We start from the raw sequence: 21,565 nt of genomic DNA on the forward strand, positions 1-21,565 counted from the left end.
GTGCCGACCTGGACTGACAGCAATAGCATTGCCGGGGTATAGGGGGTGTTACGGCAGGGCGATCAGCGCATCACGAGCTGGCCCTGCTGCTGGCCATTGTTGCGCAGCACGCGTATCACCAGGGTCGGCGGGCGCTGCTGGAAGTTGGCGCGCCAGCTGGCCAGGTCGGCGAATTCGCCCACGGTGGCATCGGTGATGATGTCGCCCTGCTGCAGGCCGTTGGTGGCCGCGCGGCTGCCGCGCTTCACCTCGCTGACCAGCACGCCACCGACACCGGACTGGCGCAGCGACTCGGGCAGGTCGACGAAGGTGGCCCCGGTCAGGCGCGGGTCCAGGCTCTCACCGCTGACCGCGCGCGCCTGTTCCTTCAAGGTTGCCTTGATCTGCAGCGGCTTGCCCTCGCGGCGCACGTCCAGCGTCAGCGTGCTGCCGACCGCCGCCAGGCCTTCCACGTTGTGCAGGGCTTCGGCGCTGTCCACGCGTTGGCCGTTGGCCGAGACCACCACGTCGCCCGGCTTCAGGCCGGCGGTCGCAGCGGCCGAACCGGCCAGCACGCGGGTGATCAGTGCGCCACGGCTTTCGCCCAGGCCCAGGCCCTGCGCGATCTGCGCGGTCAGGTTCTGGCTCTCCACGCCCAGCGTGCCGCGCACCACTACGCCGTGCTTGACCAGCTGGTCGACCACGCTGCGCGCCAGGTTGGAGGGGATCGCCAGGCCCAGGCCGATGTTGCCGGCCATGCTGCCCTGCGGGTTGAAGCTGGCGGTATTGATGCCGACCAGCTGGCCCTGCAGGTCGACCAGTGCGCCACCGGAGTTGCCCGGGTTGATCGACGCATCGGTCTGGATGAAGTTCTGGTAGCCCAGCCCGCGGATGCCGCTGCGGCCCACCGCCGAGACGATGCCGGAGGTGACCGTCTGGCTGAAACCGAACGGGTTGCCGATGGCCACCACGAAGTCACCGACCCGAAGCTGGTCGCTGTTGCCGAGCTTGATGTCGGTCAGGTTCTGCGCCGGGATGCGGATCAGCGCGATGTCGGTATCGCGGTCCGAACCGAGGAACTCGGCCTTGACCGTGCGCCCGTCGGCCAGTGTCACCTGCACGTCATCGGCGTTGTCGATGACGTGGTGGTTGGTCAGCACCAGGCCCTCCTTGGCGTCGATGATCACGCCCGAGCCCAGCGATTCGTTGATGCGTTCCTGCGGGATGTCCGGGAACAGGCGGCGGAAGAACGGGTCGTTGAAGAAGGGGTTGCGCACGCGCACCACCTGCTTGGTGTTGACGCTGACCACGGCCGGCATCGCTTTCTCCAGCATCGGTGCCAGCGACGGCACCGCCTGTCCGGCCACCGAGGCCGGCAATGCCGCCGTGGTCGGCAGTACCGCAGGCAGCGGCGCGGCGTCGGCGCGGTTGTCCAGGTGGGCATTGATGCCGGTGGCAACGAAGCCACCGAAGGCGGCGGCGATTGCGAGCGTGAGCAGGGTGGGAAGCGGTCGCATGGGAGTCGGTTCGCTGGCGTGGGTGGGGGCGGTTCGGCCCTACGGTAAAACAAGCTGAATGAGTGTGTCGCGATCTGGATAAATGCGCCATGAAAACCGGGCGCCCGGAACGCGGGTCGGCGTCGCCATCTGTGGGGCGGTGGCGACAACGTCGGGCGTGCTTCGCAATGTGCCGACGTCTGCCGAAGCGCGTGTGGATACAGGCTGATACTTGCGCAGTTCTGCGCATCCTGGTGCCGCGATGCGCCATATCGCATGCCTTTCGCCGCACTCGGGCAGGTGCGCGCAGGCAGCACCTGCCGCTACCCGCACCGTGCGGCGCAGCACTGAAAAAAAGGGGTTTCCTGTCAACCCACTGTGCTCGAGAGGGTGCTGGGCTACACCATTACCGTCGCAGCAGATGCGATTGCGGGCGCATGCCCCGTTCCACGATCGTCAATGTCGGTATAGCATCGCCCCCGTTTTGATACTTAAGGCCCGCAGGAGGGCAACATGAGCAACGGTAATGGTGTGTCGGTCGTGACCGACGCCGTCGAGAACGTCAAAGAAACCGCCACCAACGTTGGCGAGACCATCGCCCACGCTGCCGAAGACGCAGTGAAGTCGGTCAAGAAGACCGTCAAGCGCGCCACCAAGGCTGCCGGCACCCGCGTTGCCAAGGCCAAGAAGGCCGTGGCCAAGGTCGAGAAGACCGTTGCCAAGAAGGCCGAGAAGGCTGCCAAGTCGGTCGGCAAGACTGTTGCCAACGCCAAGAAGAAGCTGGAAGCCGCCAAGAAGAACGCCAAGGCCGAAGCCGCTGCCCTGAAGAAGGAAGTGGCCAAGAAGAAGGCGGCTGCAGGCAAGGCTGTGACCAAGAAGGCCGCCGCTGCCAAGAAGACCACCAAGGCTGCTGGCAAGAAGGTCGCTACCGTGAAGAAGGCTGCCACCAAGAAGGCCGCCGTCGCGAAGAAGACCGTTGCCAAGAAGACCGCGGCCGCCAAGAAGGTTGTCGGCAAGAAGGTCGCCACCGCCAAGAAGGCCGTGGCCAAGAAGACCGTCGCCGCCAAGAAGGTCGCTGGCAAGAAGGCCGTGGCTGCGAAGAAGGTTGTCGGCAAGAAGGTTGCCGCTACCAAGAAGGTCGCCACCAGGAAGACCGCGGCCGCCAAGAAGGTTGTCGGCAAGAAGGCTGCTGTCGCCAAGAAGGCCGTCGGCAAGAAGACCGCTGCTGCCAAGAAGGTTGTCGGCAAGAAGACCGCCGTTGCCAAGAAGGCGGTGGGCAAGAAGGTTGCCGCCACCCGCAAGACGGTCGCCAAGAAGGCTGCGCCGCTGAAGAAGGTCGCCGCCAAGAAGGCTCCGGCCAAGAAGGCCGTGCGCAAGGTCGCCAAGCGCAAGTAATCGCGCCGTGACCGAAGGCCCTGCCACCCAACGGGTGGTGGGGCCTTTCGCGTTTCTGGGGCACGGTCTGGGGCAAGATGCAGGTTCTTCCTGCAGGAGCCCCGGGCATGCGTGGTATCGACTTCAGTTCCTGGCAGGGCGTGCTGTCCACGTTGGCCGGCCTGGTCCTGATCACCCTGCTGGGCGTGGGCATCCGCCTGCTGGTGATGCAGACCCTGCAACAGCGCCGCGAGCGCGAGAACCGGCAGATCAACGAACGGCTGCGCACGCTGATGGCGGCCTACAAGACCCTGGGCGGGTCGTTCACTGGCGAACTGGGTGTGGATCCCAGCCATCGCCGCGACCTGCGCCAGCGCGAAAATGCCGAAGGCATCGCCGAACCCCGCTCGGATCGCGCGCGCCGCATCCGCGATGCGGTTGAAGCGGCACTGTCGGACATCCTGTTGCTGGGCACCGACGAGCAGGTGCGGCTGGCCGCGCGTGCGGCCAACGAACTGGCACAGGGGCGGCCGGTGCACCTCCACGAACTGGTGGTCTCGCTGCGCGACTTCGTGCGCGAAGCGCTGGATCTGGCCCCCATCCCGACCGACCTGCAGATTCCGCCGCAGGGGCCGACCCGGCCGGGCGGTTCCAGTGGTGGTGGCAAGGGCCGCAACGACGGCGATGCCAAGGGCGGTCGTGCGGGTGGAGGCGGCGGTGGCGGTGGCGGAATGGGGGCCGGCATGGGCGGTGTGGGCCTCGGCGCCGGCGCCGCACTGGGCGCCGGCCATGCCGCTGGCAGCGATGCAACGGACGCGCGCTGAGCACGTCCGCCCGGTTCAGCGGGTCAGTTCGTAGATCGGCACGAAGCCACCGTAGATCATCCGCGCGCCGTCGAATGGCATCGGATTCGTTGCCGGATCAAACCTCGGGTCTTCCATCATCTTCTTCATGCCGGCGTCGCGGGTCGGCTTGTCCGGCCATTCGATCCAGGAAAACACCACCGTCTCGTCCGGCGTGGCTTTCACCGCGCCGAAAAAATCGGTGGTCTTGCCGTGCGGTACGTCGTCACCCCAGCACTCGACCACGCGCAGCGCGCCGTACTCGATGAAAACGGGATCCCCTGTGCGTGCATGGGCGAGGAACTTCTTCTTGTTGGCGGTGGGCACCGCCAGGACGAAACCATCGATGTAGCTCATTGCCTGCCTCCGGATGGACCGTGCCGCATGCACGGCCTTCAAGTACCCGACGAACCAGGGCGTCGGGGATCGACATCCTGTGTGCGCCTGTTCAGCCCGGGCCACCGGGCAGCGGTGCCAGCACCGTATCCGGTGGCTGCTGGCCGGCCAGGTGGCGCACGAAGTAGTCCCACATGCGGTGCGTGTAGCTGGCGTCGTTGCGGAACAGTTCGTGGTCCTGCCGGGCCAGGTACAGCAGGTCGTAGCGGCGCTGGGCCTTGTTCAGGGCGGCGGCCAGCTGCAGGGTCAGCGCCGGTGGCGCGTTCTCGTCCAGTTCGCCATAGACCAGCAGCAGATGCCCGCGCAGGTTGCCGGCCAGTGCCGCATTGTCGAGCCCGGCAAAGGGCGCCGGCACGCCATCGGCCATGGCCGTAGCTGGCAGCACGCCACCGAACAGCCGGTCCATGCCGTGCAGGGCGCCGCCGTACATGCCCTGGAAATTGTGGCTGCCGGCCGAGGCCACGCCCACCTTGTAGAACGCCGGATAGCGCAGCACGGCGCGCGCTGCACTGTAGCCGCCGAACGAATGCCCGTAGATGCCGACCCGCTGCAGGTCGATGCCCGGGTAGCGTTCGCCCAGCTGGCGCAGCGCGGCCACATGGTCATCCAGCTGCACATCGGCGGCGTGCAGGAAGCTGCTGTCATGGAACGCCTTGTCGCGGCCACCGGTGCCACGCGCATCGATGCTGACCACCATGAAGCCGAGTTCGGCCAGGCTGGCGCGTGACACCGGGTTCAAGGCAGACACCGCCTCGGCGTAGGTCACCGGCGCATTGCTGATGAAGGAACCACCGTACATCGCGTCGATCACCGGGAAGCTGCCGTCATCGCGATAGTCACGGGGCAGGTAGACGGTGGCGAAGATCGGCGTGCGCCCATCGGCGGCCAGCAGCCGCTCGCGCCGTGGTGGACGCCAGCCGGCAGCAACGATCGCGCTGTCATCGGCTGTTTCCAGCACCATCACTTCACGGCCGTCATCGCTGGCCCGCAGCACGGTGCGTGGTGGCTGGTCGAGACGGGAAACGGTATCTACCAGATAGCCACCACCAGGCGACAGCGCCTGGGGCGCGCGCGCCCCGAACAGCGCGCCGGTACCGGCATCGGCCATGTGGTCGTTGCCATCGGCGGCCAGGCGCTGGACCGGGCCGCCCTGCAGCGATACCCGGTACAGGCCGCGCACGTAGGGGTCGCCACCGTCGACGCCACCGGCGCTGAAGTACGCCCAGCCACCCGCAGCGTCCACACCCAGCAGGTCACGCACCACCCATTTGCCGCGGGTGAGCTGGCGCAGCACCTTGCCATCGGACAGGCGCACCCGGTACAGATGGCCCCAGCCATCGCGCTGCGAGAACCACACCGCCGCGTCCTGGCCGGGCAGGATGGCCACCGCTGGCCGGTTGTAGGAATACACGTTGAGCTGCAGGCGGGTGTCGCTGGCCTCTTCCAGAACCGTACGCAATGCACCGCTGTTGGCATTGATCTCCACCAGGCGCAGCCTGCGCGGTGTGCCGAAGTGCGCGATCACGGCATACAACCGATCACCGTCCCAACCCAGGATGCCGGCCTCACTGAGCGTGTTCCAGCCCTCGGGCAGCACGATGTCATGCTGCCTGCCGCTGAGGATATCGATCACATACAGGCTGTCGCGGACCTGCTGTGCATCGCCCAGCACACCTAGCTTCACGGTATGCACGCGCGGCCGCGCGCTGTGGGTCGGGCTGCTTTCCAGATAGGGGTAGTCCTGCAGCGCGCGTTCGTCGTAGCGGATGCCGGCCACGTAGCGGCCATCCGGTGACCAGCCGACCGCGAACGGCCGCGTCGGCATCCGGCCCTGGCGGCGGGGAATGCCGCGCAGGGTGAAGTCCGGCAGCACGCCATAGCCATGATTGGATTCACCGCCGCTGGTCAGCGCTCGTGCTGCCGTTCCGGGCGAGTGCAGCCACAGGTTGTGATCGCGTACCTGCAGCCAGGCATCACCGCCGGGCGATGGCAGTGCATCGGCCGCTGGCGCTGCGTCCTGCGAAGGCACGCACTGCAGGCGTGGCCATTGACAGCTGATCGCCGCCTCGCCGTTGAACTGCAGGCGCAGGCCTCCATCCAGTACCTGCACGTTGTTCAAGCGCAGGCGTGGTCCGCTGGCGCCGAGAGGTGCAACCGCAGCGTCCAGCGCATCGGGTTCGAACAGGATCTGGCGTGTGGCCTGGACTGGATCGACCAGTACCGCGTGGCGCCGGCCCTGCGTGGTTTCGCGTTCGTACCAGAAGCGCCCATCGGCCAGCCAGTGGGGCAGCACCGAAGCATTGCGCAGCGCACCGCGAAGGTGACTGTCATGCACGCGTTCGGCGCGCTGGTAGTCAGCGGCCTGCAGTGCGTGCGCAGCGTGGATCGGGAACAGGGCAGCGCATGCCAGGAGCGCGGCGCGAACAGGCACCAGCGGCGGATCGGAAACGTACAAGGCAACCTCCTGTTGCAATCGACGACGAATCACAAATGCACGCGCGCCGCGCGCGTATGCCAGAGACAGCCTGAATCAAGGCAAAAAATTCAGCAATGCGAAGACCGCTGTTTTCAGGGAGCGTTGTGGCGAATAACGGAGAATTTACATTCCCGATGCGATGGCGCCCTGGCGCTGCTGCACACCATAAGAAAGTAAAGGTGTACCCCCATGAAGAATTCGCTGATTGCTCTGGCACTGGCCGCTGCCCTGCCGTTCACCGCCTCGGCTGCTGAGAACCTGTCGTACAACTACGCCGAAGCCGACTACGCCAAGACCGACATCGACGCGTTCAAGGCCGACGGCTGGGGCGTGAAGGGTTCGTACGGCTTCCTGCCGAACTTCCACGCTTTCGGTGAGTACAGCCGCCAGGAAATCGACCACACCAACATCAAGCTGGACCAGTGGAAGATCGGCGCCGGCTACAACGTTGAAATCGCTCCGACCACCGACTTTGTTGCCCGCGTTGCCTACCAGAAGCGCGACCAGAAGCACGGCCTGGACTTCAATGGCTACAGCGCTGAAGCCGGTATCCGCACCGCCTTCGGTGCCCACGCCGAAGTCTACGGCATGGTCGGCTACGAAGATTTCTCGAAGAAGCACGGCATCAATCCGGAAGGCCAGTGGTACGGCCGCCTGGGTGGTCAGGTCAAGCTGAACCAGAACTGGGGCCTGAACGGCGAGCTGAAGATGAACCGCGACGGCGACAAGGAATACACCGTCGGCCCGCGCTTCAGCTGGTAATTGCTTCTTCGGCGCGCCTGCGCGCCGAAGATGCCTCGACAGGCCCGGCCCATGCCGGGCCTGTTGCGTTTCCGGCTGGGCAAACGCTACCTGACCGTGTCGCGGCGGAAGGGCGGCATTGCAACGAATTGGATTCCGCAGGCGTCGGCTGCGCCCTAGGGTGAGTGGCCTGTTCTGCAGGAATGCAACGATGCCCACGTTTCCGTCGCCCCGCGATTCTCCCTGCCGCCTCTTGCTGCTGGATCCACACCCGCTGTTGCGGCATGGCGTGCAGGAAGTCCTGGCCCGGCAGGCGGGCCTGCAGGTGGATGGAAGCTACGGCCGCAGCGGTGATCTGCTGCAGCGCCTGCAGCAGCAGGCGGCCGCGATCGATCTGCTGCTGGTCGACGCCTTGCCGATCGGTGACAGCGGCGAAGGCCTGGAACTGCTGCGGCACCTATCACGCCATTGGCCGGCAGTGCCGATCCTGGTGCTGTCCGCGCACTGCAACGCGGGTGTCGTGTCCTTGGCCCTGCAGGCCGGTGCGCGCGGATTCCTGTCCAAGGCCTGCGCGCCGCAGATGCTGCTGCGGGCAGTGAGCGTGGTTGCCCGTGGCGGGCGCTTCGTGCCGCCGGAGCTGCGTGCACAGTTGAACCAGTCCCGTCGGCAGCGCCAGCAGTCCATGCGTTCACCACGGTTGAGTACCCGCGAGCGCACCGTCCTGCAGTGGGTGCTGCGTGGTTGCAGCACCGGCGAGATGGCACGCCGCAGTGGGCGTGCAGCCAGCACCATCAGCACGCAGAAGCGAGCGGCGTACCGCAAGCTGGGCATCCGCAACGATGGCGAGCTGTTCCGCTTCCGCCATCTGATCGACGCTGATTGAGGTGGCGTTACTCGCCCTGGTACTGCTTTTCTTCCACCAGGGCCGAACCGGCCACGCGGTTGATCTCGTTCTTCACCTGCACGCGCTCGCCATTGGTGCCATAGACACCACGCGCCAACTGGATGAAGGCATCGTCGAACACCTGGGCCGCTTCCTTGTCGCGCAGCTGGTCCTGGATGTCCCACATGCGCTCGTTGATCGCCTTCAGCTGCTGCTTCAGCACGGCCAGCGCCGGCTGAGCCTGCAGCTGCAGCTGCAGCAACGGCAGCAGGCCGTCCAGCTCGGTGCGCACGTTGCTCAGCTTGGCGGCATCGTCGATGCGCTCGGCCTTGATCTCGAGAATGGTGATCTTGTCGATCAGCTCGCCGATCGATACCGGAGTCAGGATGGCGTCCACGCGGTTGGTTCCTGGAAACAGGGCGCCATGATACCGCGCTGCTGGCATGTGGCCCCGGTCCGCGGGATTTACGCCGAATTTGCGCCACGGGCCCGGCAGCACCCTCGATCCGTTACGGCCACCGCCTCGACACTGCGGTCCCGGCGGCGTGACCGCCTTCGACGAGGAACACAGTGCAGTGAACAGCAAGGGGATGATGGCGGCAGTGGTGGCCGCTCTGGCAGGGCTGCTCGGCATCGGCACCGCCCAGGCGCAGGTGCAGGTGAGTGGCAGTGCCGCATTGACCAGCGATTACGTGTGGCGCGGCAGCTCGCAGAGCGACGGCGACCCGGCGGTGCAGGCCGGCGCGAAGGTCTCGATCCCATCGCGCTGGTACGCCAGCGTGTGGGGGTCCAACGTATCGTTCAAGCCGGACAACGGCGCGCGCAGCGAGTTCGACCTGGTGGCCGGTTGGAGTGGTGCACTGGCACCGGACTGGGCACTGGATGCCAACCTGACCCGCTACGTGTACCCGGGCACCGGCCGCGCGCTGGACTGGACCGAGCTCAATACCACCGTGACCTGGAAGCAGCGCGCCTGGCTGCAGCTGGCGCATTCCAACAACGCGCTGGCGGGCGGCCATCGCGGCACCTACGCCCAGCTGGGTGTGCGGGTGCCGTTGCACGAACGGTTCCGCCTCGAAGCGGCGGTAGGCCAGTACTGGCTGGCCACCGCACAGGGGCCTGATTACCTGCATGGCCAGCTCAGTGCCATCGCCTCGCTGACCCCGGCATGGGAACTGCGCGCCACCGTGCATGACACCGACAACGCAGCGAAGCGGCTGTTTCCGGGCAATGCCGGCGGACGCTGGGAGCTGGCGCTGCAGGGCAGCTTCTAGTCAGTCACCGAAGCCTGGCGCGCGCGCAGCGCGCCGGGCAGCCACAGCAGCAGGGCCAGCATGGCCACCGCAGCACCGGCCACGCAGACGCCGGTCCAGCCGAAGCGCTGGTAGACCTGCGCCGACAGCAGCGAACCCAGCGAACCGCCGATGAAATAGCCGGTCATGTAGCCGGCATTGAGGCGGTTGCGTGCCGCCGGTTGCAGTGCGTAGATCAGGTTCTGGTTGCTGACGTGCAACAGCTGCGCGGCCAGGTCCAGTACCACCACGCCCACCAGCAATGCCAGCAGCGAGTGTGCGGACAGCCCCAGCGGCAGCCACGACAGCAGCAACAGCAGCAGTGCAATGGCGGTGGCACGCCCGGTCTGGCCACGGTCGGACATGCGGCCAGCCAGGCCGGCCGCCAGCGTACCGGCCGCGCCGACCAGCCCGAACAGCCCGATGGTGGCGTCGCTGTAGGCATACGGCGGCTGTGCCAGCAGGAACGCGAGCGGGGTCCAGAAGATCGCGAACATGGCGAAGCTGCAGGCGCCCAGCAGCGTACGCTGGCGCAGCACCGGTTCCTGCACGAACAGCACGCCGATCGAGCGCAGCAATGCGAAATAGCCCAAGCCGGCGCTGTGGTGGAATCGCGGCAGACCGCGCTGCAATGCCAGTGCGGTCAGCACCAGGGTGGCAGCGGCGATCGCATACACCAGGCGCCAGTCGCCCAGGCTGGAAAGCAGGCCGGCCACGGTGCGCGCCAGCAGGATGCCCAGCAGCAGGCCACTCATCAATGTGCCGACCACGCGGCCACGATGTTCCGGCGCGGCCAGCGTGGCCGCAAACGGCACCAGTACCTGCGCCACCACCGAGAACAGGCCGGTGATCGCGGTGCCGACCAGCAACCAGGTCAGCGACGGTGCACAGGCACTGATCACCAGCCCGCCTGCCGACAGCAGGCTCATCACCACGATCAGGCGGCGGCGTTCGAACAGGTCTCCCAGCGGCACCAGCAGGATCAGTCCGGCGGCATAGCTCAGCTGTGCGGCAGTGACCACCATGCCGACCTGGCCGAATGGCACACCGAAGGCATCGGCAATGGTGTGCAGCAGTGGCTGCGCATAGTAGTTGCTGGCCACGGCCACGCCGGTAGCCACCGACATCAGCAGCACCTGCCAGCGGTGCAGAGGGGGGAGGGACGGACTCACGCGGTATTCCACAAAGCGGGATGCACAGTGTCCGCCTGCTGCGGCCATGATGGAAATGAATCATCATCATCCATGCCATCTGGAAACGAGATAGTTGGATGAATCTCAAACAGCTCGAGTTTGCCGTCGCCCTGGCCGAAGAGGGCAATTTCACCCGCGCCGCGGAACGCTGCCATGTGGTGCAGTCCGCGTTGAGCCACCAGATTGCCTACCTGGAGCAGGAACTGGGTACGCCCCTGTTCGAGCGCCTGCCGCGGCAGGTGCGGGCCACCGCCGCCGGCGAGGCGCTGCTGGTGCATGCACGCCAGGTGCTGGCCAGCCTGCGCCACCTGCGTGCCGACGTGGCCGCCGTCACTGGCGAGGTGCGTGGCCTGCTGGCGATCGGGCAGATCTCCTCGCTGACCGACATCGATGTGGTGGCGATGCTGGCGGCCTTCCAGCAGGCGCACCCGCAGGTGGAGTTCCAGCTGCGGGTCGACAAGAGCGAGGACCTGATCGCGCAGGTGCAGTCGCGAGAGCTGGACGTGGCGCTGGTCGGATTGGCGCCGTCGGCGGGGCTGGACGGGGTCTGCCACCAGATGCTGCAGGAAGAAGACCTGGTGGCGGTGCTGGCGCCGTCACACCGCTTGGCCCGCCGCAAGCGGCTGCCATTGACCGAACTGCAGGACGAGGCGCTGGTCGACTTTCCGCGCGGCACCGGTGCGCGGCGGCAGACCGACGATGCCTTCGCTGCCGCTGGCCTGCCGCACACGGTGCGCTTCGAGGTCAATCTGATGGAACTGATCGAGCGCTTCGTCCGCCATGGGCTGGCGGTTGGCATCGTGCCAGCGTTGATCGCCGACGGGTTCCAGGGGGTGGTACAGATTCCGCTGCAGCCGACCCCGACCCGCCGCGTGCACCTGGTCTGGCAGCGACTGCCGACACCGGCGGCGCGGGCGTTCGTCGAGGCCGTGCTCAGCCGCGCAGGCGCAGGCTCAGGCCCTTGAGGAAATTGCGCAGCATCTGGTCCAGGCAGCGCCGGTAGTTGGTGTGCCCGGGCTGGCGGAACAAGGCGCCCACTTCCGACTTGGAGACGTTGAAACCGGCGCTGGCGAAGATCTCCATCAGATCGACGTCGCGCAGCTGGAACGCCACGCGCAGCTTCTTCAGCACCAGGTTGTTGTCGATGCGGGTTTCCACCGCACGCTGCGGCTGGCTTTCGTCGCGACCGCGCAGGTGCACGATCAGGCCGTCGAGGAAGTGCGCCAGCGCGCTGTCGCTCATCGCCTCGAAACCGGCTTCGTCCTCGCGGCGCAGCCAGGCCTTCACCTGTTCGGGATCCACGGCGAAGGCCGGGTCGGCCATCTGGCACAGGGTCACCACGTGGTGGTCGCCCAGGTCCAGGGAGTAGCGCACGCTGCGCAGGACATCGTTGTTGATCATGGCCCCAATTGTACCGGTCACCCCGGCAGGTGGGGCCGGATCTGGCCGATCAGGCAACGCAACCCCCGGCCGACGGTGCCAGAATGGGGGTCTGGTTTTTCCCCCTGGAGTTGCCTGATGACCCGCACTGTCCTGATTACCGGCGCCACGTCCGGCTTCGGCGCCGCCGCCGTCCACCGCTTCGCCCAGGCGGGCTGGAAGGTGATCGCCACCGGCCGCCGCGGCGAACGCCTGCAGCCGCTGGTCGAGCGCTACGGCAAGGACGTGGTGCATGCCGCCGCCTTCGACATCCGCGATCCGGTGGCGATGGAAGCGGCGCTGCTGGCACTGCCGCCGGCCTTTGGCGAGATCGATCTGCTGGTCAACAACGCCGGCCTGGCGCAGGGCACCGCGCCGGCACAGAGCGCCAAGCTGTCGGACTGGACCACGATGATCGACACCAACATCACCGCGCTGGTGACCCTGACCCACCGCCTGCTGCCGCAGCTGGTGGAGCGCAAGGGCGCAATCATCAACATTTCGTCGGTGGCCGGCGTCTACCCGTACCCGGGCGGCAATGCCTACGGTGGCACCAAGGCTTTCGTCAGCCAGTTCTCGCTCGGCCTGCGTTCGGACCTGCACGGCACCGGCGTGCGCGTGACCACGATCGAGCCGGGCATGGCCGAAACCGAGTTCACCGTGGTGCGTACCCATGGCGACCAGGCGGCGTCGGACAAGCTCTACACCGGCGCCAACCCGATGACCGCCGAAGACATCGCCGAACAGATCTTCTGGGTGGCCAGCCTGCCGCCGCACCTGAACATCAATCGCCTGGAACTGATGCCGGTCAGCCAGTCCTTCGCCGGTTTCCAGGTCGCCCGCGAAGGCTGACGGTCATTTGTAGAGTCGAGCCATGCTCGACTGCTCTTCGCCCTTTGTAGAGTCGAGCTTGCTCGACTGCTTTGAACGGCAGTCGAGCAAGCTCGACTCTACACAGACAAAAAAAGCCGGGCTGTGCCCGGCTTTTTCATTCACTTCGGCAGACTCACTGTGCCTTGATCGCCATCGCCTGCAGGCCGGTGCCATCCAGCTTCTGCTTGGCTTCAGACAGTTCACCTGCACTGCCATACGGCCCCATGCGCACGCGGTACACGGTCTTGCCGTTGATCTGCGCCGATTCCACGCGTGCCGCCAGGCCCATCATCGCCAGCTTGGCCTTGGTCGCTTCGGCATCGCCGGAGGCACCGAACGCACCCGCCTGCAGGATGTAGCGGGCATTGTCGGCGGCAGCCGGTGCCGCAGCGGCCGGGGTAGTGGCCGCGGTCGGCGCGGTTTCCGCACGCGCTGCCGGAGTGGCGGCGGCGGTGCTGGTCGACGCCGTCGGCGTGCTGGCCGGAGGCGTTGCCGCAGCCGGTCGTTCGCTCAGCGGTGCCGGCAGCGGACGGCTGGTGGCGGTCACCGGCGCGGTACTGGCCACGCTGGCGGTTGCCGTCGGTGCGGGCGCGGTAGCCGCTGGCGGCGGAACCGGCTTGCCTTCCAGTGCCGCCTGCGCGCGCTGCGCTTCAGCCTTGGCCCGGCGCTGGTCTTCTGCACGCGCGCTGGCAGCCAGTTCGGCGTCGGACATTTCAACTTCCTTGCCCGGCAGCAGGGTGTAGAAGTCGTACTGGGTGGCGGCCGGCTTTTCCGGTTCGGCCGGCTTCGGCGTGGCCGGCTGCGCGGCCGGCTGGGTGCCGACATCGCTGTCGGCATCAGCGACCGGGGCAGGCTGCGCGTTCGGGTTCGGCTGCGGACCGGCGCGCAGGAAGCCATCGCCTTCGCCCTTGAACAGGTTCGGCGCCGCCAGGAACACCACGGCCGCAATCGCCACGCCAGCGACCAGCCACACCCATCCGGGTGTGCCCTGGCTGCTGCTGTTGCGTCGTGCCTGGTTTTTGCCGCGTCGTGCTGCCATGTGTACTGCGTCTCCTGATGCTTACATTTTTTCCGGGGCGCTGACGCCCAGGAGTTCGAGGCCGTTGGCCAGCACCTGGCGCGCGGCGCAGGCCAGGGTCAGCTTGGCGTTGCGATCCGCAGCGTCTTCCACCAGCACCGGCGTCCCGTGATACCACGTGTGGAACGCGTGCGCCAATTCACGCAGGTACTGCGCCACCAGATGCGGTTCCAGCGCCACGCCGGCCGCCTCCACCACTTCCGGGTACCGCGAGATCTCGTTCATCAGCAGCAGCGAGGCGTCGTCGGCCAGGCGGCCGAGGTTGGCCAGGCCATTGCCCTGTTCGTACACCAGGCCCTTCTCCTGTGCCTGGCGCAGCAGGCTGCAGACGCGGGCGTGCGCGTACTGCACGTAGAACACCGGGTTGTCGTTGCTCTGCTGGCGGGCCAGGTCGATGTCGAAGGTCAGCTGCGAATCGGGCTTGCGCGCGATCAGGAACCAGCGGGTGGCATCGCGGCCGGCCTCCTCGATCAGGTCGCGCAGGGTGAAGTAGCTGCCGGCACGCTTGGACAGCTTCACTTCCTCGCCGCCACGCATGACGGTGACCATCTGGTGCAGCACGTACTCCGGCCAGCCCTGCGGGATGCCCACTTCCATCGCCTGCAGACCGGCGCGCACGCGTGCCAGCGAACCATGGTGATCGGCGCCGAGCTCGGTGATCGCGCGCTCGTAGCCGCGCTGCCACTTGGACAGGTGGTAGGCCACGTCCGGCACGAAGTAGGTGAAGGTGCCGTCGGACTTGCGCATCACGCGGTCCTTGTCGTCACCGAAGTCGGTGCTGCGCAGCCACAGCGCGCCACCTTCTTCATAGGTATGACCCGAGGCCTGCAGCTTGGCGACCGCTTCGGCGACTTTGCCGTCGGCGTACAGCGAGCTTTCCAGGAAATAGATGTCGAAGTCGACGCCGAACGCGGCCAGGTCCAGATTCTGCTCGTTGCGCAGGTAGGCCACGGCGAAGCGGCGGATCGCCTGCATGTCGTCCGGGTCCTTGGCACCGACCACGGTGCTGCCTTCCAGATCGACGCTGGCGCCGGCCATGTAGGCGCGGGCGACGTCGGCGATGTATTCACCGCGGTAGCCACCTTCCGGCCAGCCATCCTGGTCCGGCGCGATGCCCTTGATCCGCGCCTGGGTGGACAGCGCCAGGTTCTCGATCTGCACGCCGGCGTCGTTGTAGTAGAACTCACGCTTGGCGTTCCAGCCGTTGGCGTCGAGCACACGCGCCACGCAGTCGCCGATCGCCGCCGCGCGGCCATGGCCGACATGCAGCGGGCCGGTCGGGTTGGCCGACACGTACTCCACGCCCACCGTGCGGCCATTGCCGGACAGGTTGCGGCCGTAGTCGTGGGCTTCCTTGATGACCGACGCGGCTTCACGCTGGTACGCGGCCGGCGCCAGGTGGAAATTGATGAAGCCGGGGCCGGCGATCTCGACCTTGCTGACGTCCTCGCTGCGCGGCAGTGCCTCGACCAGCGCCTGTGCCAGTGCGCGCGGATTGCTGCGCGCGGCCTTGGCCAGCAGCATCGCGGCATTGGTGGCGAAGTCGCCGTGGTCACGGGTCTTCGGGCGCTCGACCACGAAGTCCGGCGGCAGGGAGTCGGCGGGCAGGGTGCCATTGGCGCGCAAGGCTTCGATGCCTTGGCTGATCAGGGCGCGGAGGAGATTTTTCACGAGGCCTGCTGTGAGAATGAGCGGCGGAATCGCCCATTTTAGCGCAGATACCAGCGACCACGCTGACCGAAACCTGCCTGTGGGGGCGACCGATGGCGCCCGGAGGGCGGGCGCTCAGCCGAACAGGCGGGGCTGGGGCGGCGACAGCAGGCCTCGTTCAGCAAACGAAACGGGGCGGCCCTCACCGACCACGAAGTGGTCCAGCAGGCGCACGTCCACCATCGCCAGTGCCTGCTGCAGTTCGTCGGTGATGCGGGTATCGGCGCTGGAGGGTTCCGGGTCGCCGGAAGGGTGGTTGTGGCTGAGGATCACCGCCGCCGCGTTGTGCAGCAGGGCGCGCCGCACCACTTCGCGGGGGTAGACCGGTGCGGCGTTGATGGTGCCGTGGAACAGCTCCTCGCAGGCGATCAGGCGGTGCCGGTTGTCCAGGAACAGGGCCATGAAGATCTCCCGGGCCTGCCCGCGCAGGCGGTGCTGCAGATAGCGGCCGACCGCGGCCGGGTTGTTGCCGACCGCTTCGCCGTGTTCCAGCTCGGCAGCCAGGTAGCGGTGGGCCAGTTCCAGCCCGGCAGCCAGCGTACAGCTGCGCGCCGGGCCGAGCCCGGGCAGGCGGGCCAGTTCACGCGCGGGGCGGTCCAGCAGCACCCGCAACGGGCCGTGCGCCTGCAGCAGGTCGCGCGCGGTCTGCACGGCATCGCGGCCACCGAACCCGGAGCCGAGAAACAGGGCCAGCAGTTCGGCGTCGGAAAGTGCCGTGGGCCCGCGCGCGATCAGCTTCTCACGGGGGCGTTCCTGTTCGGGCCAGTCATGGATGGGCATGCCTGCATCATCGCCAGCCTGCGTGGCGGCTCCCATCGGTGCATACCGCAGCACCGGGTCGGGCGATGCCTCACCCGCGCCGGGTCTGCAGATAGTCGAACAGTTCCTGGTTGTTCTGCAGGCCCAGCTTGCGCTTGGCTTCGGCCTTCTGCCGGCTGATGGTCTTCGGGCTGCGCCCGCAACGCTCGGCGACGGCATTCACGCTGAGCCCGGCCGCCAGCAGATCCAGCACTTCCTGTTCGCGTGCCGACAGCGGTGACGGTTCGCGTGGAAACAGCAGGTCGCGCGCCTGCAGGTGGTGGCGCAGCTGCTGGGAGACGAAGACCTGCCCGGCCAGTGCGGCGTTCAGTGCCTGCGGCAGTTCGGCGAAATCGGCGCATTTGTCGACCAGCCCACTGATGCCCTCGCGCAGCAGTCCGTCCAGCAGCCCGGGATGGCGGGCGCCGGTCAGCACCACCACCGGCAGCCCGGGGTGACGCACGCGCAGCGCGTCGATCGGCTCTGGACCGTCCGGGCCGTCACCCGGCATCGACAGGTCGGTCAGCACCGCATCGCAGTCGTGGTGGTCCACCAGCTCCAGCAGCTGGGCGCCGTCACGTGCACTGCCGACGATGTCCATCAGGTGGGTCTGCAGCACGATACGGATGCCATGCAGGACCACGGGATGGTCGTCGGCAATGATGATGCGTGGATGCACGAGGCTCCTCGAAGGTCGAACAGGCCACGGCAGACGGCAGCCAATGCCTGATTCTGCAAAAGCGCAGACCCGTAGAGGTATAGGAAAGGTCCGAAACCGATGCCCGGCAAACCCCGGGTCAAGCGCAGCGCGCTCCATCTGCTGATAGCTGTCCGCTATGTGCACCGTGCACCGGGACATTACCGACCATCGGGTAAGCTAACGCCCTCGTTTGCACAGGAATTCCAGGTGGCTGACTCCCCCAACGCTTCCCCCGCGCCGGCCCGCGCGCTGGAAGGTCAGAAACTGCTGTTGTGCGTCGGAGGCGGGATCGCGGCCTACAAGGCCCTGGAACTGGTGCGGCGCCTGCGCGACGCCGGTGCCCAGGTGCAGGTGGCGATGACCGCCGGTGCCCAGCAGTTCGTCACTCCGCTAAGTTTCCAGGCCCTGTCCGGGCAGCCCACCCGCACCACGCTGTGGGACAGCGCCGCCGAACAGGCCATGGGCCACATCGAGCTGGCGCGCTGGGCCGACCGCATCGTGGTTGCCCCGGGAACCGCCGATCTGCTGGCCCGGCTGGCCCAGGGCCATGCCGATGACCTGGTCAGCACGCTGTGCCTGGCCAGTACCGCGCCGTTGACGATCTGCCCGGCGATGAACCATCGCATGTGGCTGCACCCGGCCACCCAGGCCAACATCGCCCTGCTGCGCCAGCGCGGCGCGCAGGTGATCGGCCCGGTCGACGGCCCGCTGGCCGAAGGCGAGTCCGGTCCGGGGCGTCTGGCCGAACCGGGCGACATCGTGGCCGCGCTGGCCGCCAATGGCAGCAGCGCCGCGGCCGTTGCCGCGCCGGAAACCCGCGCGCTGCAGGGCCTGCGCCTGCTGATCAGCGCCGGCCCGACCTATGAAGACATCGATCCGGTGCGCTATGTCGGCAACCGCAGCAGCGGCAAGATGGGCTTTGCCCTGGCCGCGGCCGCCGCCGCGATGGGTGCTCAGGTGGTGCTGGTCAGCGGCCCGGTACAGCTGCCGACGCCGCCCGGCGTGCAGCGTGTGGACGTGCGCTCGGCTGCGCAGATGCGCGATGCCGTGCTGAAGTCGCTGCCGGCCGACATCTATATTGGTGCCGCAGCGGTGTCCGACTACACGCCGCGCCAGGTGGCCCAGCAGAAGCTGAAGAAGACCGCCGACAGCCAGTCGCTGGTGATCGAGCTGGTGCGCACGCCGGACATCCTTGCCGAAGTCGCCGCGCAGACGCAGTCGCTGAAGCTGGTGGTCGGCTTCGCCGCCGAGACCCACGACGTGGAGAAATACGCGCGTGGCAAGCTGGTCGACAAGCGCCTCGACCTGGTGATCGCCAACCAGGTCGGCATCAGCGGTGGCGGTTTCGAGAGCGACAACAATGCCGCCACGGCCTTCTGGCAGGACGGTGAACAGGTATTCCCGGCCACCTCCAAGCGTGAGCTGGCCGAACAACTGCTGGCGCTGATCGCGCGGAGACTCCAGGCATGACCCAGGCTTTCACTTCCCAACCGCTGCAGGTCAAGCTGCTCGACCCGCGTTTCGGCGACAGCTGGCCACTGCCGGCCTACGCTACCGAGGCCAGCGCCGGTATGGACCTGCGCGCGGCGCTGGATACCGCGCTGACCCTGCAGCCGGGCGACACCGCGCTGGTGCCCAGCGGCCTGGCCATCCACATCGCCGATCCGCACCTGTGCGCGGTGATCCTGCCGCGCTCGGGGCTGGGCCATCGCCACGGCATCGTGCTCGGCAATGGCACCGGCCTGATCGACGCCGATTACCAGGGCCCGCTGCTGATCAGCGTCTGGAACCGTGGCCGCGAGGCCTTCACCATCGAGCCGGGTGATCGCATCGCGCAGCTGGTGATCGTGCCGATTGCCCGCGTCAGCCTGCAGGTGGTGGATACTTTCACCGACAGCGTGCGGGGAACGGGTGGATTCGGCCATACCGGGGTGCGTTGACAGGGGACATCGATGAGCGGCATCGGGGAAGGACAGCGGGGACGGTCGTTGGGACGCAGTGCGCCACTACTGGGGGTGCTGCTGATCCTGCTGGCCGGCTGGTTCGGATGGAGCGCAGTGCAGCAATGGCGCCAGGAGGCCAACGGCCAGGCGCTGGAAGCTGCACGTGACCAGGCCGTGCAGGGCCTGCAGGAGGCCGCTGCCGGCCAGCTGAAGCAGCTGCAGCAGCAGCTGATGAACGAGCGCGTGCAGCAGGCGCTGCAGGCCGGTGATGCCGCTGCGGCGGCACTCGCGGTCCGCGAGAGCTGGACCGGCGTCGAGCACGCCGAGGTACTGACCGCCGATCTGGCCAACGCCTACGCCGACCCGGCCGCCTTTGGCTATGCCCGCCTGGCGCTGCTGGAAGCGGCATTGGCCGAAGGCAAGCCCAGCCTGCGCGTGGTCCGCGATGGCGGTGGCAATCGCCTGGGCCTGGCAGCGCCGGTTCAACTGGGCAGTCTCGGCCCGGCGGTGCTCTACGTGCGCCAGCCATTGCTGCGGCTGACCTCGCCGCTGGACCAGGTGAGTGCGCCATCGGCCGGTTTCCTTGGCCTGCGCCAGGGCGCGCATGACCTCGTCGCCCAGGGCGATGCCGGCCTGGCCGAAAGTGCCGAAGCATTGGCGCGGCCGATTTCGGGGACGCCGTTGCGGCTGGTGGCCGCGGTACCCAATGTCGAACCTGGTCCGCTGGGCCTGGGTTCGCTGGCCAGCGCCATCGTTGCGCTGCTGCTGGCGTTCATCGCCGTGCTGCTGGTGGTGGGGCGCGGCCGCCTGCCGAAGTCGCTGCCGCTGCCGCGTCGGGCGACCGTGGCGGAAGCCGATCATGGCCCGACCCTGAGCGAGAGCCTGCAGATGGCGCCGCCGCCGGTGGCCGAGGCCAGCACAACTGAAAGTGCACCGCCGCCCCCGCCACCGGTTCCGGCCGAGGAGCTGGCGGCCGGTATCTTCCGCGCCTACGACATCCGCGGCGTGGTTGGCAGTGAACTGACGCCGAAAACGGCGGCGCTGATCGGCCAGGCCATCGGCACCGTGGCCCTGGAGCAGGGCCTGCGCGAGGTGGTGATCGGCCGCGACGGCCGCCTGTCCGGCCCGGAACTGGCCGCAGGGTTGGCCGAGGGCCTGAGGCGCGCCGGTTGCGCGGTGATCGACATCGGCCTGGCACCGACCCCGGTCGTGTACTACGCCGCCTTCCATCTGCGTACCGGCACCTGCGTGGCGGTCACCGGCAGCCATAACCCGCCCGAGTACAACGGTTTCAAGGTGGTCATCGGCGGCGAGACGTTGTCCGGTGATGCCATCACCGATCTGTACCAGCGCATCGTCGAAGGCCGCCTGGTACAGGCCGCCGAGCCGGGCGATTACCAGCAGCGCGATGTCAGTGCCGACTACATCCAGCGCATCGCCGACGACGTGCAGCTGGACCGCCCGTTGAAGGTCGTGGCCGATGCCGGCAACGGCGTGGCCGGCGCGCTCGCGCCGCAGCTGCTGGAAGCGATCGGTGCGGAAGTCATCCCGCTGTACTGCGATGTCGACGGTACCTTCCCCAACCATCACCCCGACCCCAGCGAGCCGGCCAACCTGGAAGACCTGGTGCAGACGGTGAAGCGCTTCGGTGCCGATCTCGGCGTCGCCTTCGATGGCGACGGTGACCGCCTGGGCGTGGTCACCGGCGAAGGAAAGATCATCTATGCCGACCGCCTGCTGATGCTGTTCGCCGCCGACGTGCTGATGCGCAATCCGGGCGCGATGGTGATCTACGACGTGAAGTGCACCGGCAAGCTGTCCGACCACGTGCTGCGCAATGGTGGCAGCCCGCTGATGTGGAAGACCGGGCATTCGCTGATGAAGGCGAAGATGCGCGAGACCGATGCCGAGCTGGCTGGCGAGATGAGCGGCCACTTCTTCTTCAAGGAGCGCTGGTTCGGTTTCGACGATGGCCTGTATGCGGCTGCGCGCCTGCTGGAGATCCTGGCCCAGCGCGAGGAGACTCCGGACGAGGTACTGGCAGAGCTGCCGGAGATGGTGGCCACGCCGGAACTGAAGGTGCCGGTGGCCGAAGGCACGCCGCATGCGCTGGTGGCGATGCTGGTGGCGGCGGCGCAGTCGCCGGACAACCCATATGTGGGCGGTCGCCTGTCGACCATCGACGGCCTGCGCGTGGACTTCTCCGATGGCTGGGGCCTGGTGCGCGCCTCCAACACCACACCAGTGCTGGTGCTGCGCTTCGAGGGCAATGACGAGGCGGCGCTGGAACGCATCCAGGCGCTGTTCCGCAGCCAGCTGCAACCGGTGCTGGGCGACACCCCGCTGGGGTTCTGATTGATCGGGATTGGATC

General features: G+C 67.5%; 20 protein-coding genes. 10 read left to right on the forward strand and 10 right to left on the reverse strand.

Features of this window, described 5'->3' with window-relative positions:
- Nucleotides 1-62 precede the first annotated feature (62 nt).
- Entirely contained in the window at nucleotides 63-1,496 is a 1,434-nt protein-coding gene (locus tag ACX9OT_RS18000; RefSeq protein ID WP_149909346.1) for a Do family serine endopeptidase, read from the reverse strand.
- A 492-nt stretch (nucleotides 1,497-1,988) separates the two neighbouring features.
- Between ACX9OT_RS18000 and ACX9OT_RS18005 the strand changes: the two genes are divergently transcribed.
- Entirely contained in the window at nucleotides 1,989-2,870 is an 882-nt protein-coding gene (locus ACX9OT_RS18005) for a hypothetical protein (RefSeq protein WP_049421477.1), read from the forward strand.
- A gap of 107 nt (nucleotides 2,871-2,977) precedes the next feature.
- On the forward strand, nucleotides 2,978-3,673 hold the full coding sequence (locus ACX9OT_RS18010; protein WP_149909347.1) for a hypothetical protein: 696 nt from the start codon (nucleotides 2,978-2,980) through the stop codon (nucleotides 3,671-3,673).
- A 15-nt stretch (nucleotides 3,674-3,688) separates the two neighbouring features.
- Here the strand turns inward: ACX9OT_RS18010 and ACX9OT_RS18015 are convergent, their stop codons facing one another.
- Nucleotides 3,689-4,048, reverse strand: coding sequence for a DUF1428 domain-containing protein (locus ACX9OT_RS18015; RefSeq protein WP_149909348.1), 360 nt, complete (start codon nucleotides 4,046-4,048; stop codon nucleotides 3,689-3,691).
- A gap of 91 nt (nucleotides 4,049-4,139) precedes the next feature.
- Nucleotides 4,140-6,542 (reverse strand): S9 family peptidase, encoded by a 2,403-nt coding sequence (locus tag ACX9OT_RS18020; RefSeq protein WP_149909349.1) that lies wholly within the window; start codon nucleotides 6,540-6,542, stop codon nucleotides 4,140-4,142.
- A 210-nt stretch (nucleotides 6,543-6,752) separates the two neighbouring features.
- On the opposite strand from ACX9OT_RS18020, the gene ACX9OT_RS18025 reads away from it, so the two are divergent.
- Nucleotides 6,753-7,325 carry an OmpO family porin gene (locus ACX9OT_RS18025; RefSeq protein WP_032130335.1) on the forward strand — a complete coding sequence of 191 codons (573 nt, stop codon included), beginning with the start codon at nucleotides 6,753-6,755 and terminating at the stop codon, nucleotides 7,323-7,325.
- Between the two features lie 190 nt (nucleotides 7,326-7,515).
- The gene (locus ACX9OT_RS18030) at nucleotides 7,516-8,187 is read left to right on the forward strand and encodes a response regulator transcription factor (RefSeq protein WP_049398097.1); all 672 of its coding nucleotides are present in this window, start codon (nucleotides 7,516-7,518) and stop codon (nucleotides 8,185-8,187) included.
- Nucleotides 8,188-8,194: 7 nt separating this feature from the next.
- Here ACX9OT_RS18030 and ACX9OT_RS18035 read toward each other — a convergent pair whose 3' ends face one another.
- The gene (locus tag ACX9OT_RS18035) at nucleotides 8,195-8,584 is read right to left on the reverse strand and encodes a DUF6165 family protein (RefSeq protein ID WP_032130333.1); all 390 of its coding nucleotides are present in this window, start codon (nucleotides 8,582-8,584) and stop codon (nucleotides 8,195-8,197) included.
- 178 nt (nucleotides 8,585-8,762) lie between these two features.
- On the opposite strand from ACX9OT_RS18035, the gene ACX9OT_RS18040 reads away from it, so the two are divergent.
- Nucleotides 8,763-9,461, forward strand: coding sequence for a TorF family putative porin (locus ACX9OT_RS18040; protein ID WP_149909358.1), 699 nt, complete (start codon nucleotides 8,763-8,765; stop codon nucleotides 9,459-9,461).
- Here ACX9OT_RS18040 and ACX9OT_RS18045 read toward each other — a convergent pair.
- On the reverse strand, nucleotides 9,458-10,606 hold the full coding sequence (locus tag ACX9OT_RS18045; RefSeq protein WP_343198528.1) for an MFS transporter: 1,149 nt from the start codon (nucleotides 10,604-10,606) through the stop codon (nucleotides 9,458-9,460). The genes ACX9OT_RS18040 and ACX9OT_RS18045 overlap by 4 nt on opposite strands.
- A gap of 143 nt (nucleotides 10,607-10,749) precedes the next feature.
- On the opposite strand from ACX9OT_RS18045, the gene ACX9OT_RS18050 reads away from it, so the two are divergent.
- Complete coding sequence (locus tag ACX9OT_RS18050) at nucleotides 10,750-11,637, forward strand: LysR family transcriptional regulator (RefSeq protein WP_149909351.1); 888 nt, start codon at nucleotides 10,750-10,752, stop codon at nucleotides 11,635-11,637.
- On the opposite strand, the gene ACX9OT_RS18055 is transcribed toward ACX9OT_RS18050, so the two are convergent.
- Nucleotides 11,606-12,073, reverse strand: coding sequence for a YehS family protein (locus ACX9OT_RS18055; RefSeq protein ID WP_005411992.1), 468 nt, complete (start codon nucleotides 12,071-12,073; stop codon nucleotides 11,606-11,608). The genes ACX9OT_RS18050 and ACX9OT_RS18055 overlap by 32 nt on opposite strands.
- Nucleotides 12,074-12,190: 117 nt before the next feature.
- Between ACX9OT_RS18055 and ACX9OT_RS18060 the strand changes: the two genes are divergently transcribed.
- A complete protein-coding gene (locus ACX9OT_RS18060; RefSeq protein WP_019337645.1) occupies nucleotides 12,191-12,943 on the forward strand; it encodes an SDR family NAD(P)-dependent oxidoreductase in 753 nt (250 codons plus the stop codon).
- Between the two features lie 154 nt (nucleotides 12,944-13,097).
- On the opposite strand, the gene ACX9OT_RS18065 is transcribed toward ACX9OT_RS18060, so the two are convergent.
- From ACX9OT_RS18065 to ACX9OT_RS18080, 4 genes are all read right to left on the reverse strand, one after another.
- Nucleotides 13,098-14,003, reverse strand: a complete 906-nt coding sequence (locus ACX9OT_RS18065; protein WP_049399052.1) for an SPOR domain-containing protein — start codon at nucleotides 14,001-14,003, stop codon at nucleotides 13,098-13,100.
- A 21-nt stretch (nucleotides 14,004-14,024) separates the two neighbouring features.
- Nucleotides 14,025-15,713 carry an arginine--tRNA ligase gene (gene argS / locus ACX9OT_RS18070; RefSeq protein WP_012478915.1) on the reverse strand — a complete coding sequence of 563 codons (1,689 nt, stop codon included), beginning with the start codon at nucleotides 15,711-15,713 and terminating at the stop codon, nucleotides 14,025-14,027.
- A 114-nt stretch (nucleotides 15,714-15,827) separates the two neighbouring features.
- Nucleotides 15,828-16,532, reverse strand: a complete 705-nt coding sequence (radC, locus tag ACX9OT_RS18075; protein ID WP_049421495.1) for a RadC family protein — start codon at nucleotides 16,530-16,532, stop codon at nucleotides 15,828-15,830.
- Nucleotides 16,533-16,602: 70 nt separating this feature from the next.
- Entirely contained in the window at nucleotides 16,603-17,229 is a 627-nt protein-coding gene (locus tag ACX9OT_RS18080) for a response regulator (protein ID WP_459003070.1), read from the reverse strand.
- A gap of 228 nt (nucleotides 17,230-17,457) precedes the next feature.
- Here ACX9OT_RS18080 and coaBC point away from each other — a divergent pair, with 228 nt between their 5' ends.
- From coaBC to ACX9OT_RS18095, 3 genes are read left to right on the forward strand one after another with little or no spacing between them, the layout of a single operon-like run.
- Nucleotides 17,458-18,720 (forward strand): bifunctional phosphopantothenoylcysteine decarboxylase/phosphopantothenate--cysteine ligase CoaBC, encoded by a 1,263-nt coding sequence (gene coaBC, locus ACX9OT_RS18085; protein WP_149909353.1) that lies wholly within the window; start codon nucleotides 17,458-17,460, stop codon nucleotides 18,718-18,720.
- Complete coding sequence (gene dut / locus ACX9OT_RS18090; protein WP_132808895.1) at nucleotides 18,717-19,190, forward strand: dUTP diphosphatase; 474 nt, start codon at nucleotides 18,717-18,719, stop codon at nucleotides 19,188-19,190. Before coaBC ends, dut begins: the two co-directional genes overlap by 4 nt.
- Nucleotides 19,191-19,202: 12 nt before the next feature.
- Entirely contained in the window at nucleotides 19,203-21,548 is a 2,346-nt protein-coding gene (locus tag ACX9OT_RS18095) for a phosphomannomutase/phosphoglucomutase (RefSeq protein ID WP_149909354.1), read from the forward strand.
- Nucleotides 21,549-21,565 lie beyond the last annotated feature (17 nt).

The sequence above is a fragment of the Stenotrophomonas genospecies 3 genome (genome assembly GCF_054473855.1).